Below are 22,414 nucleotides of genomic sequence, written 5' to 3' on the forward strand. Positions count from 1 at the left end.
ATTGCCTTTATCTCCTTCCTGCTAAATAGATTAAAGCCCTCTAAAGCAAGAAATTGAAAAATTTCAAAACATACTCTTACTTGTGCAGAACATCCAGCCAAAAACAAAAAAGCATAATTATTAGCATAATATCTAATAAAATATATAATTTTGAATTAATATATTACAATACTTCATGCATCGAATTTTACCACTCCTCCTGGCCCTTTTCACGACTTTCAGCGTTTCGGCGCAATATACTTCGTCTAACCCCTTTGACCTTGGAAATGATCATTTCGATGCCGGGAGGTATACCGAAGCGGTGGCTGCTTATACCTTGGTTATCGAACAGGATTCTTTCACGTTTGAGCCGTATTACAACCGTGGCTTAGCCAACCTGGAGCTAAAACAATACACTGCTGCGCTGGCAGATCTGGACCGTGCCCTCTTGCTGAATGCTGGAAGTGCAAACGCCTACCGGAGCAGGGCCCTGGTAAAAATAAAACTGAAGGATTTAGAAGGCGCCATATATGATTATGACAAAGCTATCGGCCGCACCCCGAAGGATGCTACGCTTTATGCAGGCAGAGCAAAAACCTATGTAGTAGCTCATAAGTCTGCAGAAGCAAAACAGGATTTCCGGAAAAGTATTGAACTGGAGCCCTCGGCTGAAGCCTATCTGGAGCTTGGAAAACTAATAGCTGCCACCAATAAGCCGCAGGAAGCACTCAACAACTACAACATAGCCCTGACCTTGGACGCCAAATCAGCAGAAGCACACTTTTGCAGGGCGCAGGCGCTCGCGCAACTCACACAAACCGCTGCTGCCGAATCAGCTTATGCTACTGCGCTATCTATAAATCCGGTTTATGCAGATGCATACTTCAACAGAGCGCTGCTACGGTATGAGCGGGAAGACATACAGGGTACCATACAGGACCTGAATAAGTTTATCTCCCTTAACAAAAGTAACGCTGAGGCCTATGCCAATAGGGCAATGGCTTTTACGAAAGCAGGAAGCAGCAAGGAAGCGCTGGCAGATTATAACAAAGCTGTTGCGCTGAACAGCAAAAGCGCTGACCTGTTTACCAGGAGAGGCGAGCTCAAAATAAAATTGAAGACTTATGCTGATGCTGAAAAAGACTTTACGCGTGCCTTAAGCTTAGACAGCAGGTCTGCTGCTGCATACTTTGGCCGCGGCTACTGCCACATGGCCCTGAAACAGATGGCGCAAGCCTGCGCAGACCTCACCAAAGCACAACAGTTCGGAAACAGGAATGCAGCGGATCTGCTGAAGTATAACAAATGTAGTAACTAGCTGCTGCAGCGCCTCTAATATATGGCCGTGGTAAACTTGCGCTGAATATTGGTATCTTGTAGACCAGCTGCCCGCATTGAAAAACACGTTTGAGAAGATGCCATATGTAAGTTAAATTACCATTTCTCCCCTTTCTTCCGGTTTTAAGCGTTCTGCTCATTCTGATTGCCGTGCGCTTGCCGCCCGTGCTTTTTCTTTTATAGCACTAGGCCTTTTACTAAAGCTGCTGCCGGTATTTAACTGATAATATTTTCTTCTGATGGAGTGCCTCTTGCTTATCTTTTTCGGCTATGATAATAAGCAAAACAGCCGCTGCTTAAAGGCAACGGCTGTTTCGTGTAAATCAGCAGAAATTAAAAACCACCCAGCTCTCTGGTACCCCGATCGGAGTTGTGTGAGGTGTCGCCTCTGCTACTACTGTTGCGGCCGCCATAGGTGCCACCGCCCATAGCGCCAAAGCCACCATAGTTGCCCGCTGAGCTGCCGTAGGTTCCATTGCCGAACGATCTACCGCGGTGGCCGCCGGAATAGCCTGTGCCGCCACCATAGTTCCTGCCGCCATAGGAGCTGCCCATGCCGGTACCATAATTGTCTGAGAAGTTTCCGAGGCCATAACTGGCATCAGGTACGCCACGGTGTGAGCCCGGGAACGAATCGCCCATGCCTCCGCCAGAGCGGGAACTGCCGGAGCCGCCGTAATAGGCCCGGTCATTTCCAGCCCCTCCTCTGTTCTTATCACTGTTCAGGGTATTAAAACGGTCGGAAGTGCCGGCAAAGCCCGAGATGCCGTATCCCTGCCGGATGTTGCCCTGCCGCACATTGCCGTAGTCGCGGCCGCTCTCCCGATCTCTCCTGTACCTGTCCTGATCTCCGCTGAAACCATCCTGGTAATTGCTGTTCCGGTCGCTGCTGTAGGTGTTGGCGTAGTTCCTGTTCCGGTCCCAATCGTTCCGCTGGTTACCGGCATAATTTCCATGATTGTTGCCTTGCCTGCTGTAGCGTTCGTAGGCATCACCCATGTTGCCTTCATGATAGGTATGGTTCTGGCTGTAGCGGTCATTGTCCCGATAGCCCCTGCGGCGCTCGTATTCCTGCTCAAACTCGTCAGTTAAATTTCTTGCGCTGTGGTAATGTTCGTCATTCGGGCTGTAGCCATCATACCTGCCATATTCGTTGCGATCTCTTTCTCGTCTGTCCATAGTTCGTCATTAGGTTAGTACACAAAATCATTTCCTTCTTAAACGATTGTTACGTTTCCCGGTTTAATTACCTGCAGTAAGTTGCAGTTTACCAATGCTGTCGCATTTTAACTTACCTCCTAACTCCTGCTGGCGCGGGCTTGTAGCTCGTGCCTTTTTACCTCCACGCAGCGCTCGCTTTGCATACATAACAATACAAGCTACAAGCCCGCACAGCAGCACACAACTATTAAATGCGCGCCTGGTAAGTATACAACTGGTAATACCTTCCCTTCTTTTCCAGAAGCTCCTCATGCCTGCCTTGCTCGGCAATATGGCCCTGCTCAATTACGAGTATCTGGTCGGCCTGGCGGATGGTACTGAGGCGGTGGGCAATGACGAAGGTGGTGCGGCCCTGCATCAGGGTTTTCAGGCTGGCCTGGATCAGGCTTTCACTCTCGGTATCGAGGTTGGAGGTGGCCTCATCAAGTATGAGTATGCGCGGGTCGGCCAGCACGGCCCTGGCTATGGCAATGCGTTGCCGCTGGCCACCCGAAAGCTTTACACCCCGCTCTCCAATCAAAGTATCCAGTCCATCGGCAAAACGATCGGTAAACTCCTGCACATGGGCGGCTTTTACGGCCTGCTGCACCTGGGCCTCGGTGGCGTCAGGCCTCGGAAAGATGATATTTTCCCGTATGGTGCCTTCAAACAGAAAGTCGTCCTGCAGCACCACACCCAGCTGGCTCCTGTAACTCTGCAGGCTGATGGTTTGCAAATCGTATCCGTCTACCGTAATGGTGCCGCTGTCCGGGTTCAAAAAAGAAGCGGCGAGCCCGGCAATGGTGGTTTTTCCGGAGCCGGAGGTGCCTACCAGGGCCGTAACCGTGCCGGCTGGCGCTTTAAAACTGATGCCTTTTACGACTTCTTTTCCTTCCTCATACCCGAAGGATACCCTGTCAAAAACAACATCGCCGTGGATATGATCCAGCTTTAGGGTTCTGTGTCCGCTGGCATCTTCCAGCGGCATGTTCAGGATTTCTTCGGTGCGGTCGAGCCCGGCAAAGGCTTCGGTAAACTGGCTGCCGATGTTGCTCATCTGCACGATTGGCGCAATCAGGAAACCCAGGTAAAGCGTAAAAGCCAGGAAGTCGCCGAACGTAAGCTCACCGTTCATGATCAGGTAACCGCCAATCCCCATAATGCCTGCCGAGGCAAGGCCCAGCAACAGGGTCGCCGCGCTGGTCACCAGGCTGGTGGTTACCAGGCTTTGCTTCACATTCAGGAAAAGCCGGTTCACGCCCGCCTCAAACGTCCTGATCTCCTGTGCCTCTGCATTAAATCCTTTGATCACGCGTACACCGCCCAGGGTTTCTGTGAGCCTGCCCGTAACTTCGGCATTGATGATGCCGCGCTCCCTGAAGATAGGCCGGATTTTCCCGAAAGCCTTGAGGGAAATGACACCGAAAACGGCCACAGGAAGCAGCACGAATAAGGTCATCAGCGGACTGATAACAATGAGCAGCACCAGGCAGATAAGGGAGGTCAGTACCCCGCCTATCATCTGGGCAAAACCGGTTCCGACCAGGTTCCGGACGCCTTCCACATCCGTCATGATCCGGGACACCAGCTCGCCTGTTTTGGTATTGTCGAAGAAACGGATGGGCAGCTGGATGATGTGCCGCTGCACCTTGGCCCGGAGTTGTGAAATGAGGTGCTGCGCTTCTACGCTGAGTATCTGTGTGAGCGCAAAGGACGTAACCGCCTGGATAAGGATGGATACGGCCACGGCCAGGATCAGCCATTTCAGCATGGTAAAATCGTTGTTCGGTATCACATCATCCATCAGGTATTTGCTGGCACCCGGCAACACCAGCCCGGCCAGGCGGCTGATGATGATCAGGACCAGTCCGATGGAAAGGTACTTTTTACGGGGCCAGATGATGGTTTTAAAAACCTGGCCTACTGTTACGTTCTGAAGCTTTTTTGATTTCGGCATGTAGCATGTAATAAGCCCGAAATGTACGACAAATTACCTGCTCCCGGCAACCTATACTTCAGATAGCAGGAACAGATAAGGCAGCAAGCGCCAACTTATACTATCTTGCAAACTGTTTCCTGCACTGAAAAACAAAAAAGTTGAGATACTTCTTCCACATCGGCTATAACGGCGCCGCTTACAAAGGCTGGCAGCGCCATCCGTATGGCGTAAATGTGCAGCAGGTACTGGAAGATAGCCTCCAGCGGATTCTCAAAGTGCCGGTCGCTATAGTGGGGTGCGGCAGAACTGACGCCGGGGTGCATGCCAGCCAGTTCTTTTTCCACCTGGACGTAGAGCAGCCATGGGCCTTCGATCTGCTTTTCCGGCTGAATAAAGTGTTGCCGCCCGACATCGCCGTGTTCGACATTCTGCCTATGACGGGCAAGCCGCACGCCAGGTTTGATGCCATCCGGAGGAGTTACGATTATTTTATCCATACGTACAAAGACCCTTTTCTGAGCCCTGTGAGCTCCCTTTACCTGGTAAACAACCTGAACCTGGATGCCATGAAGGCAGCCACAGCCCTGCTCCCGCTTTACAAGGATTACAGCGCCCTGTGCCTTACCCCGGCAGACCAGGATAGCACCATCTGCCATGTTACAGAGGCCGGCTGGTTCTCAGACAACAATGGCGACAGGTTGCGCTTCCAGATTTCAGCAAACAGGTTCCTGAGCAGGATGATCCGGATCATCGTTGGCAAACTCCTCCAGGTAGGCACGGGCGCACTGCGTGTGGAGGAGTTTGAAAGCTACCTAGCCACGGAAAGAACGCCCAAAGCGCTAACGCCGGCTTATCCCCAGGGGCTTTATCTTTCTAAAATTACGTACCCTTACCTCAATCTGCCGCCCCGCAGTGCTTCCGCTGCGATGCTACAGCACCAGCCAAACAATGGCTGGCAAGCTGTCTGATGGGTATACCCGCTTTTGTTTACGAAAAGATAACACTGCTCTGTAAGTATATCCCTCTGCGATCTTTCCCGTACCTAAAGTAGCAATAAGCAACACCTTTATACTTGTCTGAAATGGATTTTTCTTCAACAAACCCTGCACAACTTTTAATTGATGCGGCCAGAAGAGGCGACACGGCTTCTGTAAAACAGCTGCTGGATAGCGGTGTGGATGTAAACACCCGGGACGGCAGGGGCTTTTCGCCCCTGATTATCGCGGCCTACGACGGGCACCTGGAAACCACTGAGGCGCTCATAAAAGCCGGCGCGGACGTAAACGCACAGGATAGCGGCGGCAACACAGCCTTGATGGGTGTTTCATTTAAAGGTTACCCCGAGATAGCGAACCTGCTGCTGGAAAACGGGGCCGATATTGATGCACAAAGCGGTAATGGCGGCACAGCCCTGATGTTTGCGACTCTGTTTGGCCGTAACCGGCTGGTGCAGCTATTACTGGAAAAAGGGGCTAACAAGGATTTGAAAGATGTGCGCGGCCTGACAGCGTTGAACCTGGCGCAACAGCAAGGCAACGAAGAAGCCCTCGTATACCTGCAGCAGGATTAAACAGGGCAGGCCCTGAACCTGTACGTTATCCGGTTGCTAAGCTGGCGTTTTCTGTTCCGCCAAGTCAACTGTTCCGGCTGCAGGACCACATCCGCGGCGCTGGTATTTCTGAATTGCTTTTCAACTACTTGCGGCAACCAGGAATCGTGCCCATCTTGTAAGCCCTTATCCAAGCAAAAATCCTTCTATGAAATTCAGCAATACTTACTTCGCGGCGGCGCTTTGCCTGTTCTACCTAAGCTGCAATTCTTCGAAACTTACGTCACAAGCAGCAGCCGAATTGCCGGCTGCTGCTTTGGAGCCTTACGGAAGATACACCCTTAACGACGCGCAAAACCTGGAACTGGTGAGTTCTGCCGCGCACGTCGGGTTTAGCTTTGCAGGAACGGAAGCCCGCGTTTTTGCAGCTGCGCCTGATGCCGGCGCGCATACTTACCTGCAGTATGAGCTGGACGGGGAGTACCAGGGAAGGCTGAAAATTTCAGGTTTGCAGGATACGTTGGTTATAACCGCGCCCACTGCCGGCAAACATACCGTTTGGCTATACAAAACCACCGAAGCACACACCGGCCCCCTGGTGATAAAAAAAGTAAGCGGGCAACAGGTAGCGCCACTTGCAAAACCGGATGCGCCCCTGATAGAATTTATCGGCAACAGCATTACGTGCGGCGCAGCTGCCGACCCGTCTGAAGTGCCCTGCGGCACCGGCGAGTATCACGACCAGCACAATGCCTACATGGCTTACGGCCCTAGGGTAGCCCGGGCCCTGAACGCTAATTTTATACTTAGCTGCGTGAGCGGCATCGGCACCTACCGCAACTGGAACAGCGATGGCCCCACGATGCCGGAAGTGTATGAGAAGGAGGATTTCCGGATCAATACCCCGCAGGACTGGGACTTCAGCAGGTATACGCCGGCGGTAGTTAGTATCGCTTTGGGCACCAATGATTTCAGCGAGGGCGATGGTACATCGGAAAGGCTGCCTTTCGACAGCGCGCAGTTTGTGAACAGCTACAGCAACTTTGTAAAGCTGGTTAAAACCAAATACCCTGAAGCCCGGATTGCCTTGCTCAGCAGCCCCATGCTGAATGGCAGGAAAAAACAGATGCTGGAAAACTGCCTGACCGCCATCAAAGCGCAAATTGATGCGGCATACCCGTCTGATAAACCGGTAGCCCTGCATTTTTTTGAGCCGATGCAGGCAAGTGGCTGCTCGGGGCACCCGAGCGTGGAGGAGCATGGAATAATGGCAAACGAACTGGCGCCTTTCTTTCAACAGCTGCTAAAACCGCAGGGATAATTAAATTGTATTTATACTTACCGGCAGGTGTGGAAAGGGTATGCGCGGCAAGCGCGCACCGGCGAAAGGGCACTGCCTTTATACGTGTTTATGAACCGCTTCTTCACTAAAGAGAAATCCGCAGATCTGCTTCATACTATTCAGACCGGCCCGTTACCATATGCATATGACTATGCCAAACACAGGATAATCCTTTTAGACGATGCCGGCAACGAGCAGGTATACTTCAGGCTGCCCCTGGTGCTGCCACCGCCCGGCTCAGGCTTAACTGTAGAAAAGGCACAGGTAAATTACATAATCCTGCTGATTCAGTCGGGGAACTGTGCATTGGGTTATTTCGAGAACGGCGTAAACCTGGATCATAAGGTCTTCCGCTCGTATATGGTGCGCAAGAAGCAGGGAAAGAGCCAGATAAAATACCTGAAAACCAAAGGCAAGTCCAGGGCCGGTTCGCGGGTGCGGCTGGGCGAAACGGTTGAGTTTTTTGAGAATATCAACGAACGGCTGCAGGCGTATTTTAAAGCGCATCAGGTACACCGCATAGCCATCAGTTGTTCTAAAACCCTCATCCCCTACCTGTTCAACTCCAAAGTTCCGACGCCTTTTGATAAGAATGATCCGCGGCTGTACAAAATACCCAAACACATGCATACACCCATTTACGAGGTAATGCTGGATGCCAACAGGTTCCTGCTACGCGGCGAACTGATTTATGAAGCATCACAACAAGCCCTGATAGATGCGCTATTGGGCGAAGCACACGACCTGCCGGACGATTGGGAAGAGGAGGACTTATTTTAAAGTATAGCTGTTGCCGGAGTAGTTTATGCCTTGTATAATCTATCGCCGACGGGCCGCAAATACAGAAAATCGCCTGCATCTGCCACTCCAGCGTTCTTAAATCCGTAAGCAAGTTAGCTACAACCTATACTGACATGATGGAAGATCATCACAACATTGATATATCCGTGTTTCACCAGATTTGCGAGGTGAACGAACTGGACCCGCAAGTGATAACAGCAGAAGCGCAGGAACGCTTTCCTGAAAAATTTAAAACCGGTCTGAACGCCGAGCGGCTTATCTGGTCTGCCCTCGATCACCGCGCCCGCGCCCTTATCGCAAGTATTGATCAGGGATATACCTTTAAAGGAGATAAAGGAGCCTATACCATTGATGGTGATCCGGCTGCACCCAGCTTTGTGATAAACGAAGAAAATATCCGCAGCCAGTACCCACCGGAAAAAGCCGCCGGCATTATTGACGCGCTCGATCATCAGGTAAAATTGCCGGTGAGGGCCTGAATCCGGGCTGCAAGCATTTCTGTAATGGAATATACAAGCCGCCTTTTGTTCGGTTTTTGTTTACTGCTCCGGAAGGCTTTTATACTTTTGTGTACACCAGGTTTTTACAGACAGGAAACATGTATAAGATGCGCAGGAAGTATAGTTCCGGTAGCAGGAAAGTTTATACTTTGCGTGTTTTGCCCTGGTCTATTAGTCAGTTATACTTTAAAATCCGGTCTGTTCTGCAGCCGGAACCGGCCTAACAGAAAAGGCAACAGTATCTGAACACTGTTGCCTTTTCTGCTTTTGATAAAGTAGTAGCCCTGGTTGCTACAGAGCTGATGAAGTTAAGGGTTTATTTTATATTATAAGTCAGTAAAGGCACTTGTCCGTTTGCACCGAAATCGGATAGTATAAGCCCTATGCCTTTAGAAAAATAATAATGGGTAGTCAGGCCTACCCCCAGATCCTCTCCCATAAAAATGTAGCTGGTTTCCATTTTCACGTTAATTACGTTGTTATACGTTTTGCCTTCTACTGTTTTGGACACGTTCTTTTCTACAATCGTTAACGTCATTTTAGTGTCTATACCATTTATGGAGGTAGTCTGCTCCCAGGGTTCTCCAACAGGTGTTTCTTCTTTTAAGATGGCAATCTCGAGGCTACCCACAGCTGGTACCATGCCCACAGCTGTATAAACGCCCTTTTCCTTTAATACATAAGATTTATTTACGCTGGTGCCTTGTTTTGACTCCATCTCATGGTAGGTTTTACCATTTATAACGCTGGTTGTTCCCGTAACTGTCAGCGTATAAGGAGAGATACCGCCATAGGTCCAGGTGGACCCTGTTGTAGTTGGCAGATAGTCCAGCTCAGCACCTGGCGCCGCTTCCGGATCATCTTCTTTACCGCAGGACATTAACGTGCCTACTGCAAGGCACCAAATCAAAAGGAATTTAATCTTGTTCATGGTTATATAGTCATTATCTAATGCAATAATAAAGAATACCTTGCACAGGTAAAAACTTAATAACCACTTTAATTTTCTGAAGTGATTTGCTGCAGGAATTATGTAGAGACAGCAAGTATAACCAAAAATCTTTGGTGCTGATTGGCAGACAAAAGCCAATGATTTCTGTACATCTGCAGGCAGCGATGCATGTGCGCTGAACAAGCCAATGCTGTTAAAGAATTGACTTAACTGGCATGGTTGTGCCGGTTCTGATTTGTTGCTTATCAGAACCGGCAGGTTTTATAATGGAGGTTAGGACGATCCTGTTAGATTTCAGGCGGCAGTATGATGCGCCGCGCCCGCCTTTTCCTGGATAGTAAGACTACCGCCGCGGTGGCTACAGCTGCTCCTACGGCCATTTTCTGCAACAAGCTTTTCCGGTTATACTTCCATTCCATTTTGTAGCCTTTTTCGGCAAAAATGTTAGGAATGTGGCCGTGCACCAGGTCATCTACAATACCCTCTACCACATTTACACGGTCGGCCAGCAACAGGGGCAGCCAGTGTCCAAAGCTGGACTCGCTATACTTAAAAGCATAGCGCCGGATCATACCGCTCAGCCCCTGCGGCGGCACAGCCGTTCCGAAAACAGCCGTTATATTGGGGCGCTCAATAGAATGCAGCACTTCTACCGTAACAGGCTGTAGCGGCGGCCGGTCCCAGGTATAGCCTTTGTGTTCGCCGTTGGTGCGGTGTTTCATCGGGTAGGTAGGGTCGTTTTTCGGATCGGCATCTATGCCCCAACCTTTTATGTGTGCGTAGTCTTTCGCGGCAGGCGGCGCATCTATGCGCCAGGCGTCTATATTCGTGTTCTCTCTGGTTTGTTCTTCCATAGCTTTGCTTCTTTACATTCTGGCTGATGGCGGGATCAGCACGGTTTTGATACAATTATCCAGTTTGGCCGAAAACATGCGGTAGGCATCCGCCACTTCCTCCAGCGGTATGTGGTGCGTTATTATTGCTTTGGGATCAAGTATGCCGTTCTGCACATGTTGGATAAGCCTGGGCAGCAGGCGTTTTACGGCGGTCTGATTGCCCCGTATGGTAACACCCTTGTTCAGGGCGTTGCCTATCGGGATGAGGTTATCCGTTGGCCCGTATACGCCTACGATAGACACGACCCCTCCTTTTTTAACTGAGTTAATGGCCCAGTGCAGCGCAGTGGCAGAGCCGGCCTGCAGCAGCATTTTTCTGCCGGTAATGGTTTGCAGGGCGCTGCCTGCTGCCTCGGCTCCTACCGCATCGATACAGACATCGGCCCCCAGCGAATCGGTTGTTTTCTTGATAAAGACCACCGGATCTTCCAGCGACCTGAAATTATACGCTTCACATTGTGCATACTTCCGTACAAAGTCCAGCCGGTACTCCACCTGGTCTATGACTATCACACGGCCTGCGCCAAACAGCCACGCGCATTTTGCCGCCATAATGCCTACAGGGCCGGCGCCGAAAACCACGACGGTGTCACCGGGCTGTATGGCGCCCATCTCAGCTGCCTGGTAGCCTGTCGGTACCACGTCGGTCAGCAACACCGCATCATCGGGATGCATCCCTTCCGGAATAACCGTGGGACTTACATCGGCATAAGGTACGCGGGCATATTCCGCCTGGCCGCCCAGGTAGCCGCCGGCCGTATGCGAATAACCAAAGATGCCTCCTACAGCAGTGGCCTCAGGATTGGCTTCATGGCAATTTCCGTATAGCTCCTGTTTGCAGAAAACACACTTCCCGCAGGCAATATTGAAAGGCACGATTACATGGTCACCCACTTTCAGTTTGTGCACATCCGGACCGATTTCTTCCACCACTCCGATAAATTCATGCCCGAAGGTTTCGCCCACGCGGGTATCTGGTACATCGCCGTTGTATAAGTGCAAATCAGACCCGCAAATACAGGAGCGGGTAACCCGTACAATGGCGTCCTGCGGATGCAGAATTTCGGGCATGGGTTTTTGGTCGATACGGACCCGCAGGGGGCCCCGGTAATTCATAGCCAGCATAAGTGTTGTTCCCAGGGTTTAAGTAAGACATGAAAATGAACCTGGCCGGGTGTTTGCCGGATTCTATTGCTCCTGTTCAGGAACATGTTTTTAGTGCGTTTAAGTAGGTACTTATCTGCGTAGTCAAAGTTTCAGGAACCGGCATGACTACAGGTAATTACGTGTTTATACTTATTTTAATGGTATAAAGCCGGTATAAATTCAGTAAGAAAAAGCGAACATTCTCCTAACCTGGAAACATGCTTTAAAGGACAGGACATGAACAAAGATTTTTGTGCCTGTAAAGGAAATTAAATGTGCATATTTGCACCGTTAGCTTATCATGATGCAAGCAATAAACAAAGAGCGGGTTTCGCTCAGCATATTCTTTTTTCTTTCCGGTTTTAATTTTTCGAGTTGGGCGTCCCGGATTCCGACCATCAAAGCTGCCCTGCACCTGAATGAAGCCGAACTGGGTACCATCCTCCTGACCATGCCGGTCAGCTCCCTTATTGGTTTGCCTTTGTCCGGCTGGCTTGTTTCTAAATTTGAAACCAGGGTGCCGCTGGCCCTTGCTTTCCTGCTAAATTCTGCCTGCCTTTCCCTGATAGGCCTGGCTACCACACCATTTATGCTGGTAATTGCCTTGTTCCTGTTTTCTTTGAGTTTGCGGATATTTAATATTTCCATTAACACACAGGCCATTACGCTCCAGAAGCAATCTGCCCGCAAAATCAACGGTTCTTTTCACGGGCTCTGGAGCACCGGCGGCATCATGGGAGTAGGATTTACAACCATGCTAATTTCGCTGCATATTACCATGGTGCCGCATTTACTTATGGTAGCGGCGGTATCCATACTGGCTGCCTTGCTGTCTTACCGCTTCTTATTACGAAATGACCGCTCGGTTACCGGCAATAAGCTGGCTCTCGGCAGGCCCGATCCTTACATTTTATACCTGGGGTTAATGGTATTCTTTGCCGCCGTATGTGAAGGCGGCATGTTCGACTGGAGCGGTATTTACTTTCAGCAGGTAGTGAGGGAAGAGGTATTTACGGCCGGCTATCTTATTTTTATGACTTTCATGGCGCTTTCGAGGTTTATTTCGGATCGGATTATTGAAAGGATCGGCATGGCCAGAACCTACATCCTCAGCGCTTTACTTATCTTTTCAGGTATCAGCCTGTCCATCTGTTTCCCAACTTTCTGGCCCGCCATGATTGGCTTTTCCCTGGTTGGTTTTGGCACAGCTTCGGTTGTCCCGATGACGTATACTTTAGCCGGTGCTTCTAAAACCTACTCCCCCGGCATAGCCATTTCCCTTATTGCTACTTTCAGTATAGTAGGCATGCTGATTGGCCCGCCCATGATTGGGTACCTGGCACATGCTTTTAACCTGAAGGTTTCGTTTGTTGCCTTCGCGCTAGCGGGTGTCATGCTTATCCCCATTTCGAGAATGTTTTTCAGGATGGAGCAAGCATCAGCGTAGGCTTGCTGCCTTAGTGCTTCGCCAAATCAGAAGTTTAAAATCAATGATGATAACTGAAGTGCCGTTTCGTTAAGGTTTCACCTCATCCCGGAAATAAATCAGGCGGCACTCAGCCGTTGTAGTATGGCTTTGCAGGGCTCCGGCGAGGTTACTTTTAACATATGCGGAGTATGGAGCGGAACAGCGAAAAAATCACCGGCCTTCAGGCTGTGTGTCTCGTCTCCGGCTATTATATCACAGGTACCTTCTACAATCAGGAAGCGTTCGTACTCATCCTTATGTACTTCGTAATCTGTCATCTTCTTGATCCAGGCAATGGCTGTGGTGGCAGCAGGCGTATAGCCTATAATCCTGGCATAGATGTCGTCCGCATCGGGGGGCAGCACCATGTCCGCACGGTTCAGCCACGAAGCGTAATCCTCCGGACGGGACTGTGCCGTAACAATGGGTGGCGATTCCGGCAACTCTCCGTCTTTCATGCGCTCCATGTAATCAATGGTAGCCAGCAGCAAGGGCTTTACCACGTCGCGGGGCGCCACAGCATGCGCCAGGGCGTAGCTTTCCATCGCCTGGCTAATGGTCTCTATTTCCTGCCGGATCTCGGGGTGAGCGGCAACCATCTGTTCTACAGCAAGGGCTTCCTCCGGTGTGGCGGCACCCATCACGTACAGTTCCAAAACCCCGGATGCTATAAAATCTTGAATAGGGTTCATGCTGGTTCCTCTGCTTTTAAATGATAAAAGGCTTCTATTAGTTTTATCTGTAACATTGCCGGCCAGATACCAGTTCTGCTGATCCGGTAAAAATAACCTTTCATACAAATTAATCTGAAAGCTGCTTTATTTCCGGGTTCAGGCCGGCCATACTGTTTTCGGATTTTTGTGTGTCTTCTGCCGCTGCAAAGATAGTATTTCTTGTAGAAGTATACCTGATGCTTTAACTACTTCGGATGCTATGCCGCCGATATAAGTTCTCCCTTATACATACCGGAAAATTATACCTGCAGCTGCTAACCTGCAGGCAGCGCAGCCCGTTATCACGGCAGCCACTGTTTTAAAGCCCATGCGCACTGCCACGTGTAAACCACTCTACTGCCCTTTCCGAGATTAAAGGAGGAATTTCGTGGCCGCCGTCAAACTCCCTGTAGCTGACCTCCAGGCCCTGGCGCAGCAGTTGCGGCACAATACGCCTGCTACACGGGTCTATAGGCAATACCTGGTCTCTGGTACCATGCGAGATAAAAACGGCAGGCTTCCCGGTCTTTTCCAGGGCATAAGCAAAGCCCGGCGAGAAAGCGATAATATGGGTAAACAGATCGCCGTTCGTTAAGCCCAGGCTCAGGCCATAAGAAGCGCCGTCTGAAAAGCCCCCGATAGCTACCTGTGCCGGGTTTATGGCATAAGCGGTAAAAATATGGGCAAGCGCCTGGTCTATAAGTATAACATCGGGCCCGAAGGCATCGCCGGCAATAATGTCCCAGGTATAAGTTTGGGCAGCCGGCGCCAGCAGCACCATGTTTAGCTCGTCGGCGTACTGCTGTAGCAGTGATAAGCCCTGCCCGGCCGGCGCGCCGGCGCCATGCAGCATCACAGCCAGGGCAGCCGGCTGGGTGTTGTCGTATTCCTGGGGAATGTACAAAAAGCTTTCTTTTTTATTATCCAGCGGAAGCGGAAGTATACCTTTTTCGGTTTCCTGCTTCCCGGTAAAAGCACCTGGCCTCGCAGTCAGCCGCCCTGTTTTATACTTGCTTCTTTCCGTGATCATTGCTTCCGTGCTTTTAAATGCAACAGCATGTATACACATACGGCAAAAAGCTCCGGGTATTTGCACCAGAAGCGAAAGGTGTAAATAAAAAAGGAGCGCTTGGCTCCTTTTCTGTTCGTGTAATATTTATACTTCGGGTTAAAACCTGTCGGAAGTATCTGCAGTACCTGCTTCTTTGAAATGCGTGGCCTGTTTGATGGTTTTCTCTTTACCCTCTGCATCTTCATACGTGCGCTCCTCCACTTCTACCGAGAGGCTTTTTCCTTTCAGCTCTTTGGAGTCTACCTCGGTTTTGTTTATGCCCAGTGCTTTTAAGAAGGCTGCCAGAATAGGCTGGCCGGGTTCACTCAGGTAAAAGCGCTGGTTGATAAAACCGTCTTCGTTTTCAAAGCGGCAGTTAATAAACGGCACATCCTTGTTCTCGCTCCGGCCCTCTTCCACTTCTGTTATTTTTACCACGTGCCGTCCTTCCGGCAGGTATGGCTTTTCATCTATCTTCAGTTTCATAATTGCATATTTTTATTATGCTAATGATATACGCAAAGAAACTCATAAAGTTGAGATTTGGGGATGTTATAGCTCTTGTTTACTAACTGTTTTAGCACGCATCTTCCTTAAAGTTGTGCCAGATCAGCTGAAAGCGACGAAGAAACCTGTCTGGAGATAACAAATAAGCAGCTGATGAAGTAAGTACCTTAGAAGTATAAAGCTAAACCGATGGAAGGTATTTTTAATACAAGCGGCAAATCTGCTGAAATCCCTGCTCAGGCATATTCACCACAAAATGAGCAGGAGGCCTGGATAGCGGTTATGCAGGCCTGCATAGCCGTGGATAATAATGTTGCAGATGAGGAACTTGATATTTTGGCGCAAACCTTAGCGAATAAAAAGCTTTTTAAAGGGCATGATATTATGGCCTATTGCAGAACAGTATTTTATGCGCACGCACAATTTGGCAGTAAAGTTTTAATTGATAATTCGATAGACAAAATAGCTGTTGAGAACAGGGCTACTCTTTTTGCCTTAACCATACAGCTCGTGCTTTCTGATTGCATTATAAACGACAAGGAAAAAGAACTCATCACCTACCTCTACTCTGCCCTGGATCTGGAAACTGATGTTGCCAACAGGATTGTAGATACTGTTCTGATACTGAATAAAGATAACACCTGCTCCTAGCTTTAAACTATCCTGCTGCAACGGAAACCAGGCGTACGGCCGGCAACAATCTGTTGGAACTGCTATACTTCCCGGGACTAACCCAATCTCCGCCTGCTACGTGTAACCGGCCTGTAAACATTTTCTGTGGCTGTCTCAGAAATTGTACTGCCTGGCCTACAGTTTTTGCCTCATATTCAGCATCGCAGCGCCATTCACCATTATTATTGCACTGATTACGTAGCTTCTATGAACCAGATCTATGGCTCCCCGTAGTAGAAGCATTTATCTCCTGAACTTACCTTAAATGCTTATACTTTCCTTGTTTAGCCTGCCCTTCCAGGACCCGGTCCTGGTTTTCGCAGTTATTTTGCTGGTGATTCTCTTTTCACCAATGATTTTTGACCGGTTTCGCATTCCGGGTATTTTGGGTCTTATACTTTCCGGTGTGCTGCTGGGCCCGCATGGCTTCGGGGTGCTGGAGCGCGATGAAAGCGTGGTGCTGTTCAGTACTATCGGCCTGCTCTACATCATGTTCCTGGCCGGCCTGGAAATGGACATGGATGATTTCCGGAAGAATCGGAACAGGAGCATTGTGTTCGGGGTGCTCACTTTTATTATTCCACTGATTCTGGGTTATTTTGGCACGCATTACATACTTGGTTACAGCCCGGTTTCGTCGTTCTTGCTGGCCAGCATGTTTTCTACCCATACGCTGATAGCCTACCCCATTATTGGCCGCCTGGGCATTACGCAGAACAGGACGGTAACCCTAATACTGGGCGGCACTATACTTACCGATGCTGCCGTACTGATTATCCTGGCCGTTATCACCAACCTGCAGAAACCGGATGTATCGGCCCTGTTCTGGGTTCAGTTTGTCGCGTCGCTGGCCGCTTTTGTATTCTTTATGTTGTGGGGGGTGCCCCGTATAGGCCGCTGGTTTTTTAAGTACCTGGAGGGCGCCGGCAACTCCCAGTTCCTGTTTATACTTGCTGTGGTGTTTATTTCGGGCTTTCTTGCCCATGCGGCAGGAGCCGAACCAATTATTGGTGCCTTCCTGGCCGGGTTGGCGCTTAACCAGCTTATACCCAAAACATCGCCTTTGATGCACCGCACAGAATTTGTCGGAAACACTCTGTTTATCCCATTTTTCCTCATCAGTGTGGGGATGCTGGTAGACGTCAGGGTACTGCTGAAAGGCCCGCAGGCGCTTTTTGTAGCAGCCGTTATCATTCTTATTTCTTACGCAGGCAAATGGCTCGCGGCCTTTCTGACGCAAAAGATTTATAAACTGGAGCCGAGCGAAAGAAACCTGATCTGGGGTATGAGTTCGTCGCATGCCGCTGCGACCATTGCTGTTGTCCTGATCGGGTATAACATTAAACTGTTGGATGAGAATGCACTGAATGGCACCATCATCCTTATACTTGTTTCCTGCCTTGTCAGCAGCATCATCGCCGAAAAAGCGGGCCGGAAAATCGCCATTGCAGAAGAAGAAAAAATCCCTGAAACCACTGAAGCCGAAGAACGCATCCTGCTGCCCATAGCAGGAACGGAGGAAGACGACATAAACCGGCTGGTTGATTTTGCCCTGCTGATCAAAAATCCAAAATCAGCTGAGCCGTTACTGCCGCTGCTGGTTGTGTCGGAGCACCAGGCGCCGGAAAACCAGATTAAACTGCACCAGAAAAAGATGGTCGGGGTAGCCAGCGAAGCCACAGAGGAGGTGGAGCAACTGCGCCCCGTTTACCGGGTAGACGTAAGTGTGTCTAACGGTATTTTAAGGGCCGTGAGTGAAATGCGCATCACCGAGATTGTGATGCCCTGGAATGGTAAGCTTACAGCCCGGGACAGGTATTTAGGCGGCATCATTGACCGGGTCGTGAAAAACACAGAAGTACAGACCCTGTTCTGCAAATTCCGTAATCCCCTAAATATCCTGGAAACCATTGTGGCCGTGGTGCCCCGTAACACAGAACGCGAGGCAGGATTTCCGTTGTGGGTTAACACCATTATGCAGCTAGCCAAAGGAGCCGGTGCTAAAATACGGATTTTGGGTTCAGCCCGTACGCTGGAGAAAATGGAGGTATACGTCACAAACCAGGACCGGTACACTGTTGCTATTACCTATGAACTTTTTGAAGACTGGGATGATTTTCTGACCCTGACGAAGCAGGTAACACCTAACGATTTACTGACTGTGGTATTGGGCCGGCCGCATACCATTTCTTACCGCCATGATTTTGCCAAAGTACCCCGCCATCTGTCCCGGCATTTCAAGGACATTAGCTTCGTTATTCTATACCCTGAGCAGAAAGCCCGCTAAAGCACGCACAGGTTCTCAGAATTGGTACATCCGTTCATTACGTCAGGCAGTCATATACCGGAAACTGATATTTTCTTTAATCTCGCCCCTTTTTTCTCCGTAGAAAGTAATTCCATGGCATAGCCAACGGAAACATAATGTAAAGTTCTATAAAACAAAAAGGAGACAAACGATGAGTACCAATAACAGGAATATCGAAAACGAAGGTAATTTTGATCAGGACAAAAATGTGAGCGGACGACCGCAGGGAACAAATACAGGCCCTGTGGCCGGCGGGGCAGACAATACGCGCGGCGAGAACAAGCCCAGCCAGGAAGGAAACAGCGGCGGCGCCAAGAAAGGCAAGGACAGCCCGGATCACGATGATCACGCCAACCTGACCACTACCACCCGCGGCGCTGACAGCTCAGACAAGGAATTCCGCAACGATCAGCCCAATGCCAGCACGCTGACCGGACGTAAAGGCAGCAGAGAGCAGGGAGAGCCGAAAGACTAAATTATACTTGCTGTATTTTAACCCCTATACTTTGAAAGCAAACGCCCCGAATTTCCGGGGCGTTTGCTGTTTCAGGAGGTTTGATTGGAAGTGCGCGCTTCAGCGCTTTATACTTTAGGTTTAATCGCCTTTGCTATTTCTCAGACTGTTTTACTCTATCCAGTTCCTGCATGTCTTCTTCGCTTAGGACGATAGAGGCCGCTTTGTAGTTTTCTTCGAGGTGTTTTACTTTAGAGGTGCCGGGTATCAGCAGGATGTTGGGGGAATGGTGCAGCAGCCAGCTGAGCGCCACCTGGTGCGCCGTCGCGTCATACTTCTGTGCTACCTGCTGCAGCTTGTCTAAAGCTCCGACATTGCCGGCGTTGATCGGATTCCAGGGAATAAAAGCCATGTCCTGTTCGCGGCAGTATGCCAGTTCATCTTCCCATTTCCTAAAATCCACGCTATACTTGTTCTGCACCGATACGACAGTAAAATATTCCTGCGCTTTCTTGATCTGGTCTACGGTTACTTCCGAGAGGCCAATATGCTTCACCAGCCCTTCTTCCTGCACCCGCTGCAAAAATTCCAGTGTTTTCTCGTAAGGAACGTTCGGGTCTACGCGGTGCAACTGGTACAAATCAATCTGATCGAGTTTCAAGCGTTTCAGGCTTCCTTCCAGCGCCTGCTGCAAATAGCCTGGGTCGGCATTAATGGGCCATACATTGGGGCCGGTACGGGTCAGACCGCCTTTGGTGGCAATGACCAGATCTTTCGGGTAAGGATACAGGGCTTCCGCAATGAGTTCCTCCGACACGTTGGGCCCGTAACTGTCGGCGGTGTCGATAAAGTTAATGCCCAACTCCACCGTTCTTTGCAACACCCGGATCGCCTCGTTATGATCTTTGGGCGGGCCCCAGATGCCTTCTCCCGTGATGCGCATCGCCCCAAAACCCATCCTGTTCACGGTCAGGTCGCCACCAATGGTATATGTCTTTTCAAAAGTTGTTTCAGCCATAAAATAAATTTAAATAAAATGATACAATTTATTTGTACGGTTGCAGGGCCTGCTTGTTGAGAAAATCCAAACCTGTCCACCCGGACAAAGCTACCTGCCTGTTAATTGTATAATGTCTGAAGTTATACTTTGCCTGTGTTATCAGAGCTTGCCAAGTATAAAATAGCCCAGGTGCAATTCATCTGGTGTGCTGCTTTCGCGGGCTGTTACCTGTATGCTGTATTTTTGCTTTATATCGTCTGCCAGAATATCCTTCACCTGGTATAGTTCATCCACATCTACGCCGAACTTGTCGTCGATATGCGATGTGGCACCCTTAAAACCAGTATGTTTGTAAAAAGCGCTTTGTTTGGCCTGCTTAATCGCCGCGCCATTGTCCGGGGCCACTACCAGCGTCTTGTAATGAAACTCATCAAACTCGCCTGCTTTGTAACCGCCCAGGTTCAGGAAAAAGAGCTTATCTGCGCTTTCATCGGCCACTGCCGCTTCTCTTGGCAGTACCCTTATCTGGTAGCCGTCTACCTGTGTTACTTCCCGCCAGGCATCAATATGAATTTTATCTTTTGCTTCGGGCCAGAAAGCTTTTATGTCGGGCACCAGGTCTTTAATAGTAGGCGCTATACCGAAGAACATGTCGTGCTGCTCCGTGTTCCTGCCCGCTGGCCTGCACCCGAGCATCATCATAAACAGTTTTAAATCTTGCATCTTGTCGCGTTGTGTGCAGGTAAAATTACAAGCTTTTTTGTATTCTGTCTTGTGCTGAAGGTTTACTTTCTTTATACCTTTCACTTGGAAAAACTTGATCTCCGTTGTTGCAAATACAGATAGGCAAAAAAACCTGATGTTTCCAGAACAGCACCTTTTCACTTTGCCAGAATCAACTATTCTGCCCGCTTTTATGTTAAAGCAATGCCTTGTAAAAGCTCCCCTCAGCTATTGCTTTGGGGCATTTAAATTTAACCAGATACCTATGGAGAGTCTTATCTCAAAAGAATATAAAAACGATTTTGTAAATACCTTTACTGGGGATGAGAGCGGCGATCTGAAGCCGCGCCAGACACCCGGCGTTTTATACAGTAAAGCTGTTCCTACGCCCGTAAAAAAGCCCACATTGCTGGCATGGTCCGCCGAACTGGCTAACCAGCTTGGTATACAGAAACCATCCACGCAGCAGGAAATTGATGTGCTGGGCGGAAACCGGATAGCCGACACCATGCTGCCTTATGCTGCCTGTTATGCCGGCCACCAGTTCGGACACTGGGCAGGTCAGTTGGGCGATGGCCGCGCTATTACGCTGGGCGAGTGGGAAACAGCGGAGGGCAAGGTATGGGAACTGCAACTCAAAGGGGCCGGCCCTACGCCTTACTCCCGCCGTGCCGACGGAAGAGCCGTGCTGCGATCGTCGGTTCGGGAATACCTGATGAGCGAGGCCATGCATTATCTGGGCGTACCTACTACCAGGGCGCTGAGTCTGGTAACGACCGGTGATAAGGTGCTGCGCGACATGTTTTACAACGGTAATGCAGCGCATGAGCCTGGCGCGATTGTGATGCGGGTAGCGCCCAGTTTTCTGCGCTTCGGCAATTTTGAGATGCTGAATGCCCGCAAAGAGACGGACAACCTCCGTAAGCTCCTCGACTGGACGATTGCACGCTATTACCCGCATATTCAGGGCGAAGACAAGGTGCTGGACTGGTTTAAGGAAGTGGTGGATCGCACAGCTAGCCTGATGGTGGAGTGGCAGCGCGTAGGCTTTGTTCATGGTGTGATGAATACCGATAACATGTCTGTCCTTGGCCTCACCATCGACTATGGTCCTTACTCTTTTCTGGATGATTATGATCCGAATTTCACCCCAAACACCACCGATTTGCCGGGCAGAAGGTACGCTTTTGGGAAACAACCTTCCATCGCTTACTGGAACCTGGGCTGCCTGGCAGGCGCCCTGCTGCCTGTCGTGGATAAAGACCAACTGCTGGAGGCACTGGAAACTTATAAAGAGATCTACTGGGCAAAATATTATGCCATGATGGGGAATAAACTGGGCCTTGACGAGATAGGTGAAGCAGATATAAGCCTGATTACGCAATTTGAGGAAATACTCGCTAGCATAAAGCCTGACATGACCATCTTCTACCAACTGCTCATCGACCTGCCGCTGTACATGGAAACGGAGCAGGAGGTGGCAGACTATTTCAAGGCAAGTCTATACAATGATCTGACGCCTGAAGAAAGCGAGCTGCTTTATAGGCTGGTAACTACCTACCTGGATCGGCTGAACAAAAACACCATCAAACGGGAGGCTTCGCAGCAATTAATGCGCAAAACCAACCCGCGCTTTATACTTCGGAATTACCTGCTGCACCAGGCCATCGAAGAGTTGGAAAGCGGCGAGAACCAGTTGTTCCTGAAACTACAGGAAGCCATCAAAGATCCATATTCCAAAAACTTTGATGCGTTCTTTGAAACAAGACCAGGCTGGGCCAGCCAGAAAGCCGGTTGCTCCATGCTGTCCTGCAGTTCTTAAAATATCCTGCTTATCTTCGCAGGAAAGAAAAACAAGTAGAACCCTGTGCTTCAG

21 protein-coding genes are annotated in these 22,414 nt (G+C 49.8%); 11 read left to right on the plus strand and 10 right to left on the minus strand.

What is annotated here, in order from left to right:
• Positions 1-175 precede the first annotated feature (175 nt).
• Positions 176-1,297: a tetratricopeptide repeat protein gene (locus I2I11_RS04485; protein WP_196266491.1), complete on the plus strand. Its 1,122-nt coding sequence runs from the start codon at positions 176-178 to the stop codon at positions 1,295-1,297.
• 353 nt (positions 1,298-1,650) lie between these two features.
• Here I2I11_RS04485 and I2I11_RS04490 read toward each other — a convergent pair whose 3' ends face one another.
• Both I2I11_RS04490 and I2I11_RS04495 read right to left on the minus strand, forming a co-directional pair.
• Positions 1,651-2,496: a hypothetical protein gene (locus I2I11_RS04490; RefSeq protein ID WP_196266492.1), complete on the minus strand. Its 846-nt coding sequence runs from the start codon at positions 2,494-2,496 to the stop codon at positions 1,651-1,653.
• Positions 2,497-2,725: 229 nt separating this feature from the next.
• Positions 2,726-4,474 carry an ABC transporter ATP-binding protein gene (locus I2I11_RS04495; protein WP_196266493.1) on the minus strand — a complete coding sequence of 583 codons (1,749 nt, stop codon included), beginning with the start codon at positions 4,472-4,474 and terminating at the stop codon, positions 2,726-2,728.
• A gap of 140 nt (positions 4,475-4,614) precedes the next feature.
• On the opposite strand from I2I11_RS04495, the gene I2I11_RS04500 reads away from it, so the two are divergent.
• The 5 genes from I2I11_RS04500 (at position 4,615) to I2I11_RS04520 (ending at position 8,627) form a co-directional block, all read left to right on the plus strand.
• On the plus strand, positions 4,615-5,424 hold the full coding sequence (locus I2I11_RS04500) for a tRNA pseudouridine synthase A (RefSeq protein ID WP_196266494.1): 810 nt from the start codon (positions 4,615-4,617) through the stop codon (positions 5,422-5,424).
• Between the two features lie 113 nt (positions 5,425-5,537).
• The gene (locus tag I2I11_RS04505) at positions 5,538-6,026 is read left to right on the plus strand and encodes an ankyrin repeat domain-containing protein (protein WP_196266495.1); all 489 of its coding nucleotides are present in this window, start codon (positions 5,538-5,540) and stop codon (positions 6,024-6,026) included.
• A 187-nt stretch (positions 6,027-6,213) separates the two neighbouring features.
• The gene (locus tag I2I11_RS04510) at positions 6,214-7,326 is read left to right on the plus strand and encodes an SGNH/GDSL hydrolase family protein (RefSeq protein WP_196266496.1); all 1,113 of its coding nucleotides are present in this window, start codon (positions 6,214-6,216) and stop codon (positions 7,324-7,326) included.
• A gap of 27 nt (positions 7,327-7,353) precedes the next feature.
• Positions 7,354-8,127, plus strand: coding sequence for a hypothetical protein (locus I2I11_RS04515; RefSeq protein ID WP_370582919.1), 774 nt, complete (start codon positions 7,354-7,356; stop codon positions 8,125-8,127).
• A 134-nt stretch (positions 8,128-8,261) separates the two neighbouring features.
• The gene (locus tag I2I11_RS04520) at positions 8,262-8,627 is read left to right on the plus strand and encodes a hypothetical protein (protein ID WP_230679893.1); all 366 of its coding nucleotides are present in this window, start codon (positions 8,262-8,264) and stop codon (positions 8,625-8,627) included.
• 337 nt (positions 8,628-8,964) lie between these two features.
• Here the strand turns inward: I2I11_RS04520 and I2I11_RS04525 are convergent, their stop codons facing one another.
• The 3 genes from I2I11_RS04525 to I2I11_RS04535 all read right to left on the minus strand — a co-directional run bounded on the left by I2I11_RS04525 (position 8,965) and on the right by I2I11_RS04535 (position 11,621).
• Positions 8,965-9,579, minus strand: a complete 615-nt coding sequence (locus tag I2I11_RS04525; RefSeq protein ID WP_196266497.1) for a hypothetical protein — start codon at positions 9,577-9,579, stop codon at positions 8,965-8,967.
• Positions 9,580-9,887: 308 nt separating this feature from the next.
• Positions 9,888-10,454, minus strand: a complete 567-nt coding sequence (locus I2I11_RS04530) for a hypothetical protein (protein ID WP_230679894.1) — start codon at positions 10,452-10,454, stop codon at positions 9,888-9,890.
• A 12-nt stretch (positions 10,455-10,466) separates the two neighbouring features.
• The gene (locus tag I2I11_RS04535; RefSeq protein ID WP_196266498.1) at positions 10,467-11,621 is read right to left on the minus strand and encodes a zinc-dependent alcohol dehydrogenase; all 1,155 of its coding nucleotides are present in this window, start codon (positions 11,619-11,621) and stop codon (positions 10,467-10,469) included.
• 322 nt (positions 11,622-11,943) lie between these two features.
• On the opposite strand from I2I11_RS04535, the gene I2I11_RS04540 reads away from it, so the two are divergent.
• Positions 11,944-13,089 (plus strand): MFS transporter, encoded by a 1,146-nt coding sequence (locus I2I11_RS04540; RefSeq protein WP_230679895.1) that lies wholly within the window; start codon positions 11,944-11,946, stop codon positions 13,087-13,089.
• 98 nt (positions 13,090-13,187) lie between these two features.
• Here I2I11_RS04540 and I2I11_RS04545 read toward each other — a convergent pair whose 3' ends face one another.
• The 3 genes from I2I11_RS04545 to I2I11_RS04555 form a co-directional block, all read right to left on the minus strand.
• On the minus strand, positions 13,188-13,802 hold the full coding sequence (locus I2I11_RS04545; protein WP_196266499.1) for a cupin domain-containing protein: 615 nt from the start codon (positions 13,800-13,802) through the stop codon (positions 13,188-13,190).
• A gap of 340 nt (positions 13,803-14,142) precedes the next feature.
• Positions 14,143-14,853, minus strand: a complete 711-nt coding sequence (locus tag I2I11_RS04550) for an alpha/beta hydrolase (RefSeq protein WP_196266500.1) — start codon at positions 14,851-14,853, stop codon at positions 14,143-14,145.
• 138 nt (positions 14,854-14,991) lie between these two features.
• Positions 14,992-15,360: a hypothetical protein gene (locus I2I11_RS04555; protein WP_196266501.1), complete on the minus strand. Its 369-nt coding sequence runs from the start codon at positions 15,358-15,360 to the stop codon at positions 14,992-14,994.
• Between the two features lie 210 nt (positions 15,361-15,570).
• Between I2I11_RS04555 and I2I11_RS04560 the strand changes: the two genes are divergently transcribed.
• The 3 genes from I2I11_RS04560 (at position 15,571) to I2I11_RS04570 (ending at position 18,836) form a co-directional block, all read left to right on the plus strand.
• Complete coding sequence (locus tag I2I11_RS04560; RefSeq protein ID WP_196266502.1) at positions 15,571-16,032, plus strand: tellurite resistance TerB family protein; 462 nt, start codon at positions 15,571-15,573, stop codon at positions 16,030-16,032.
• Between the two features lie 286 nt (positions 16,033-16,318).
• Positions 16,319-18,340 (plus strand): cation:proton antiporter, encoded by a 2,022-nt coding sequence (locus I2I11_RS04565; protein ID WP_196266503.1) that lies wholly within the window; start codon positions 16,319-16,321, stop codon positions 18,338-18,340.
• Positions 18,341-18,512: 172 nt separating this feature from the next.
• Positions 18,513-18,836: a hypothetical protein gene (locus I2I11_RS04570; protein WP_196266504.1), complete on the plus strand. Its 324-nt coding sequence runs from the start codon at positions 18,513-18,515 to the stop codon at positions 18,834-18,836.
• Between the two features lie 133 nt (positions 18,837-18,969).
• On the opposite strand, the gene I2I11_RS04575 is transcribed toward I2I11_RS04570, so the two are convergent.
• Together I2I11_RS04575 and I2I11_RS04580 are read right to left on the minus strand one after the other, a co-directional pair.
• Positions 18,970-19,833 (minus strand): aldo/keto reductase, encoded by an 864-nt coding sequence (locus tag I2I11_RS04575; RefSeq protein WP_196266505.1) that lies wholly within the window; start codon positions 19,831-19,833, stop codon positions 18,970-18,972.
• 141 nt (positions 19,834-19,974) lie between these two features.
• Positions 19,975-20,538 carry a DUF1543 domain-containing protein gene (locus tag I2I11_RS04580; protein ID WP_196266506.1) on the minus strand — a complete coding sequence of 188 codons (564 nt, stop codon included), beginning with the start codon at positions 20,536-20,538 and terminating at the stop codon, positions 19,975-19,977.
• A 265-nt stretch (positions 20,539-20,803) separates the two neighbouring features.
• On the opposite strand from I2I11_RS04580, the gene I2I11_RS04585 reads away from it, so the two are divergent.
• A complete protein-coding gene (locus tag I2I11_RS04585; protein WP_196266507.1) occupies positions 20,804-22,360 on the plus strand; it encodes a protein adenylyltransferase SelO in 1,557 nt (518 codons plus the stop codon).
• Positions 22,361-22,414 lie beyond the last annotated feature (54 nt).

This window comes from Pontibacter rufus (assembly GCF_015694705.1).
In the GTDB taxonomy this organism is placed as follows: Bacteria; Bacteroidota; Bacteroidia; order Cytophagales; family Hymenobacteraceae; genus Pontibacter; species Pontibacter rufus.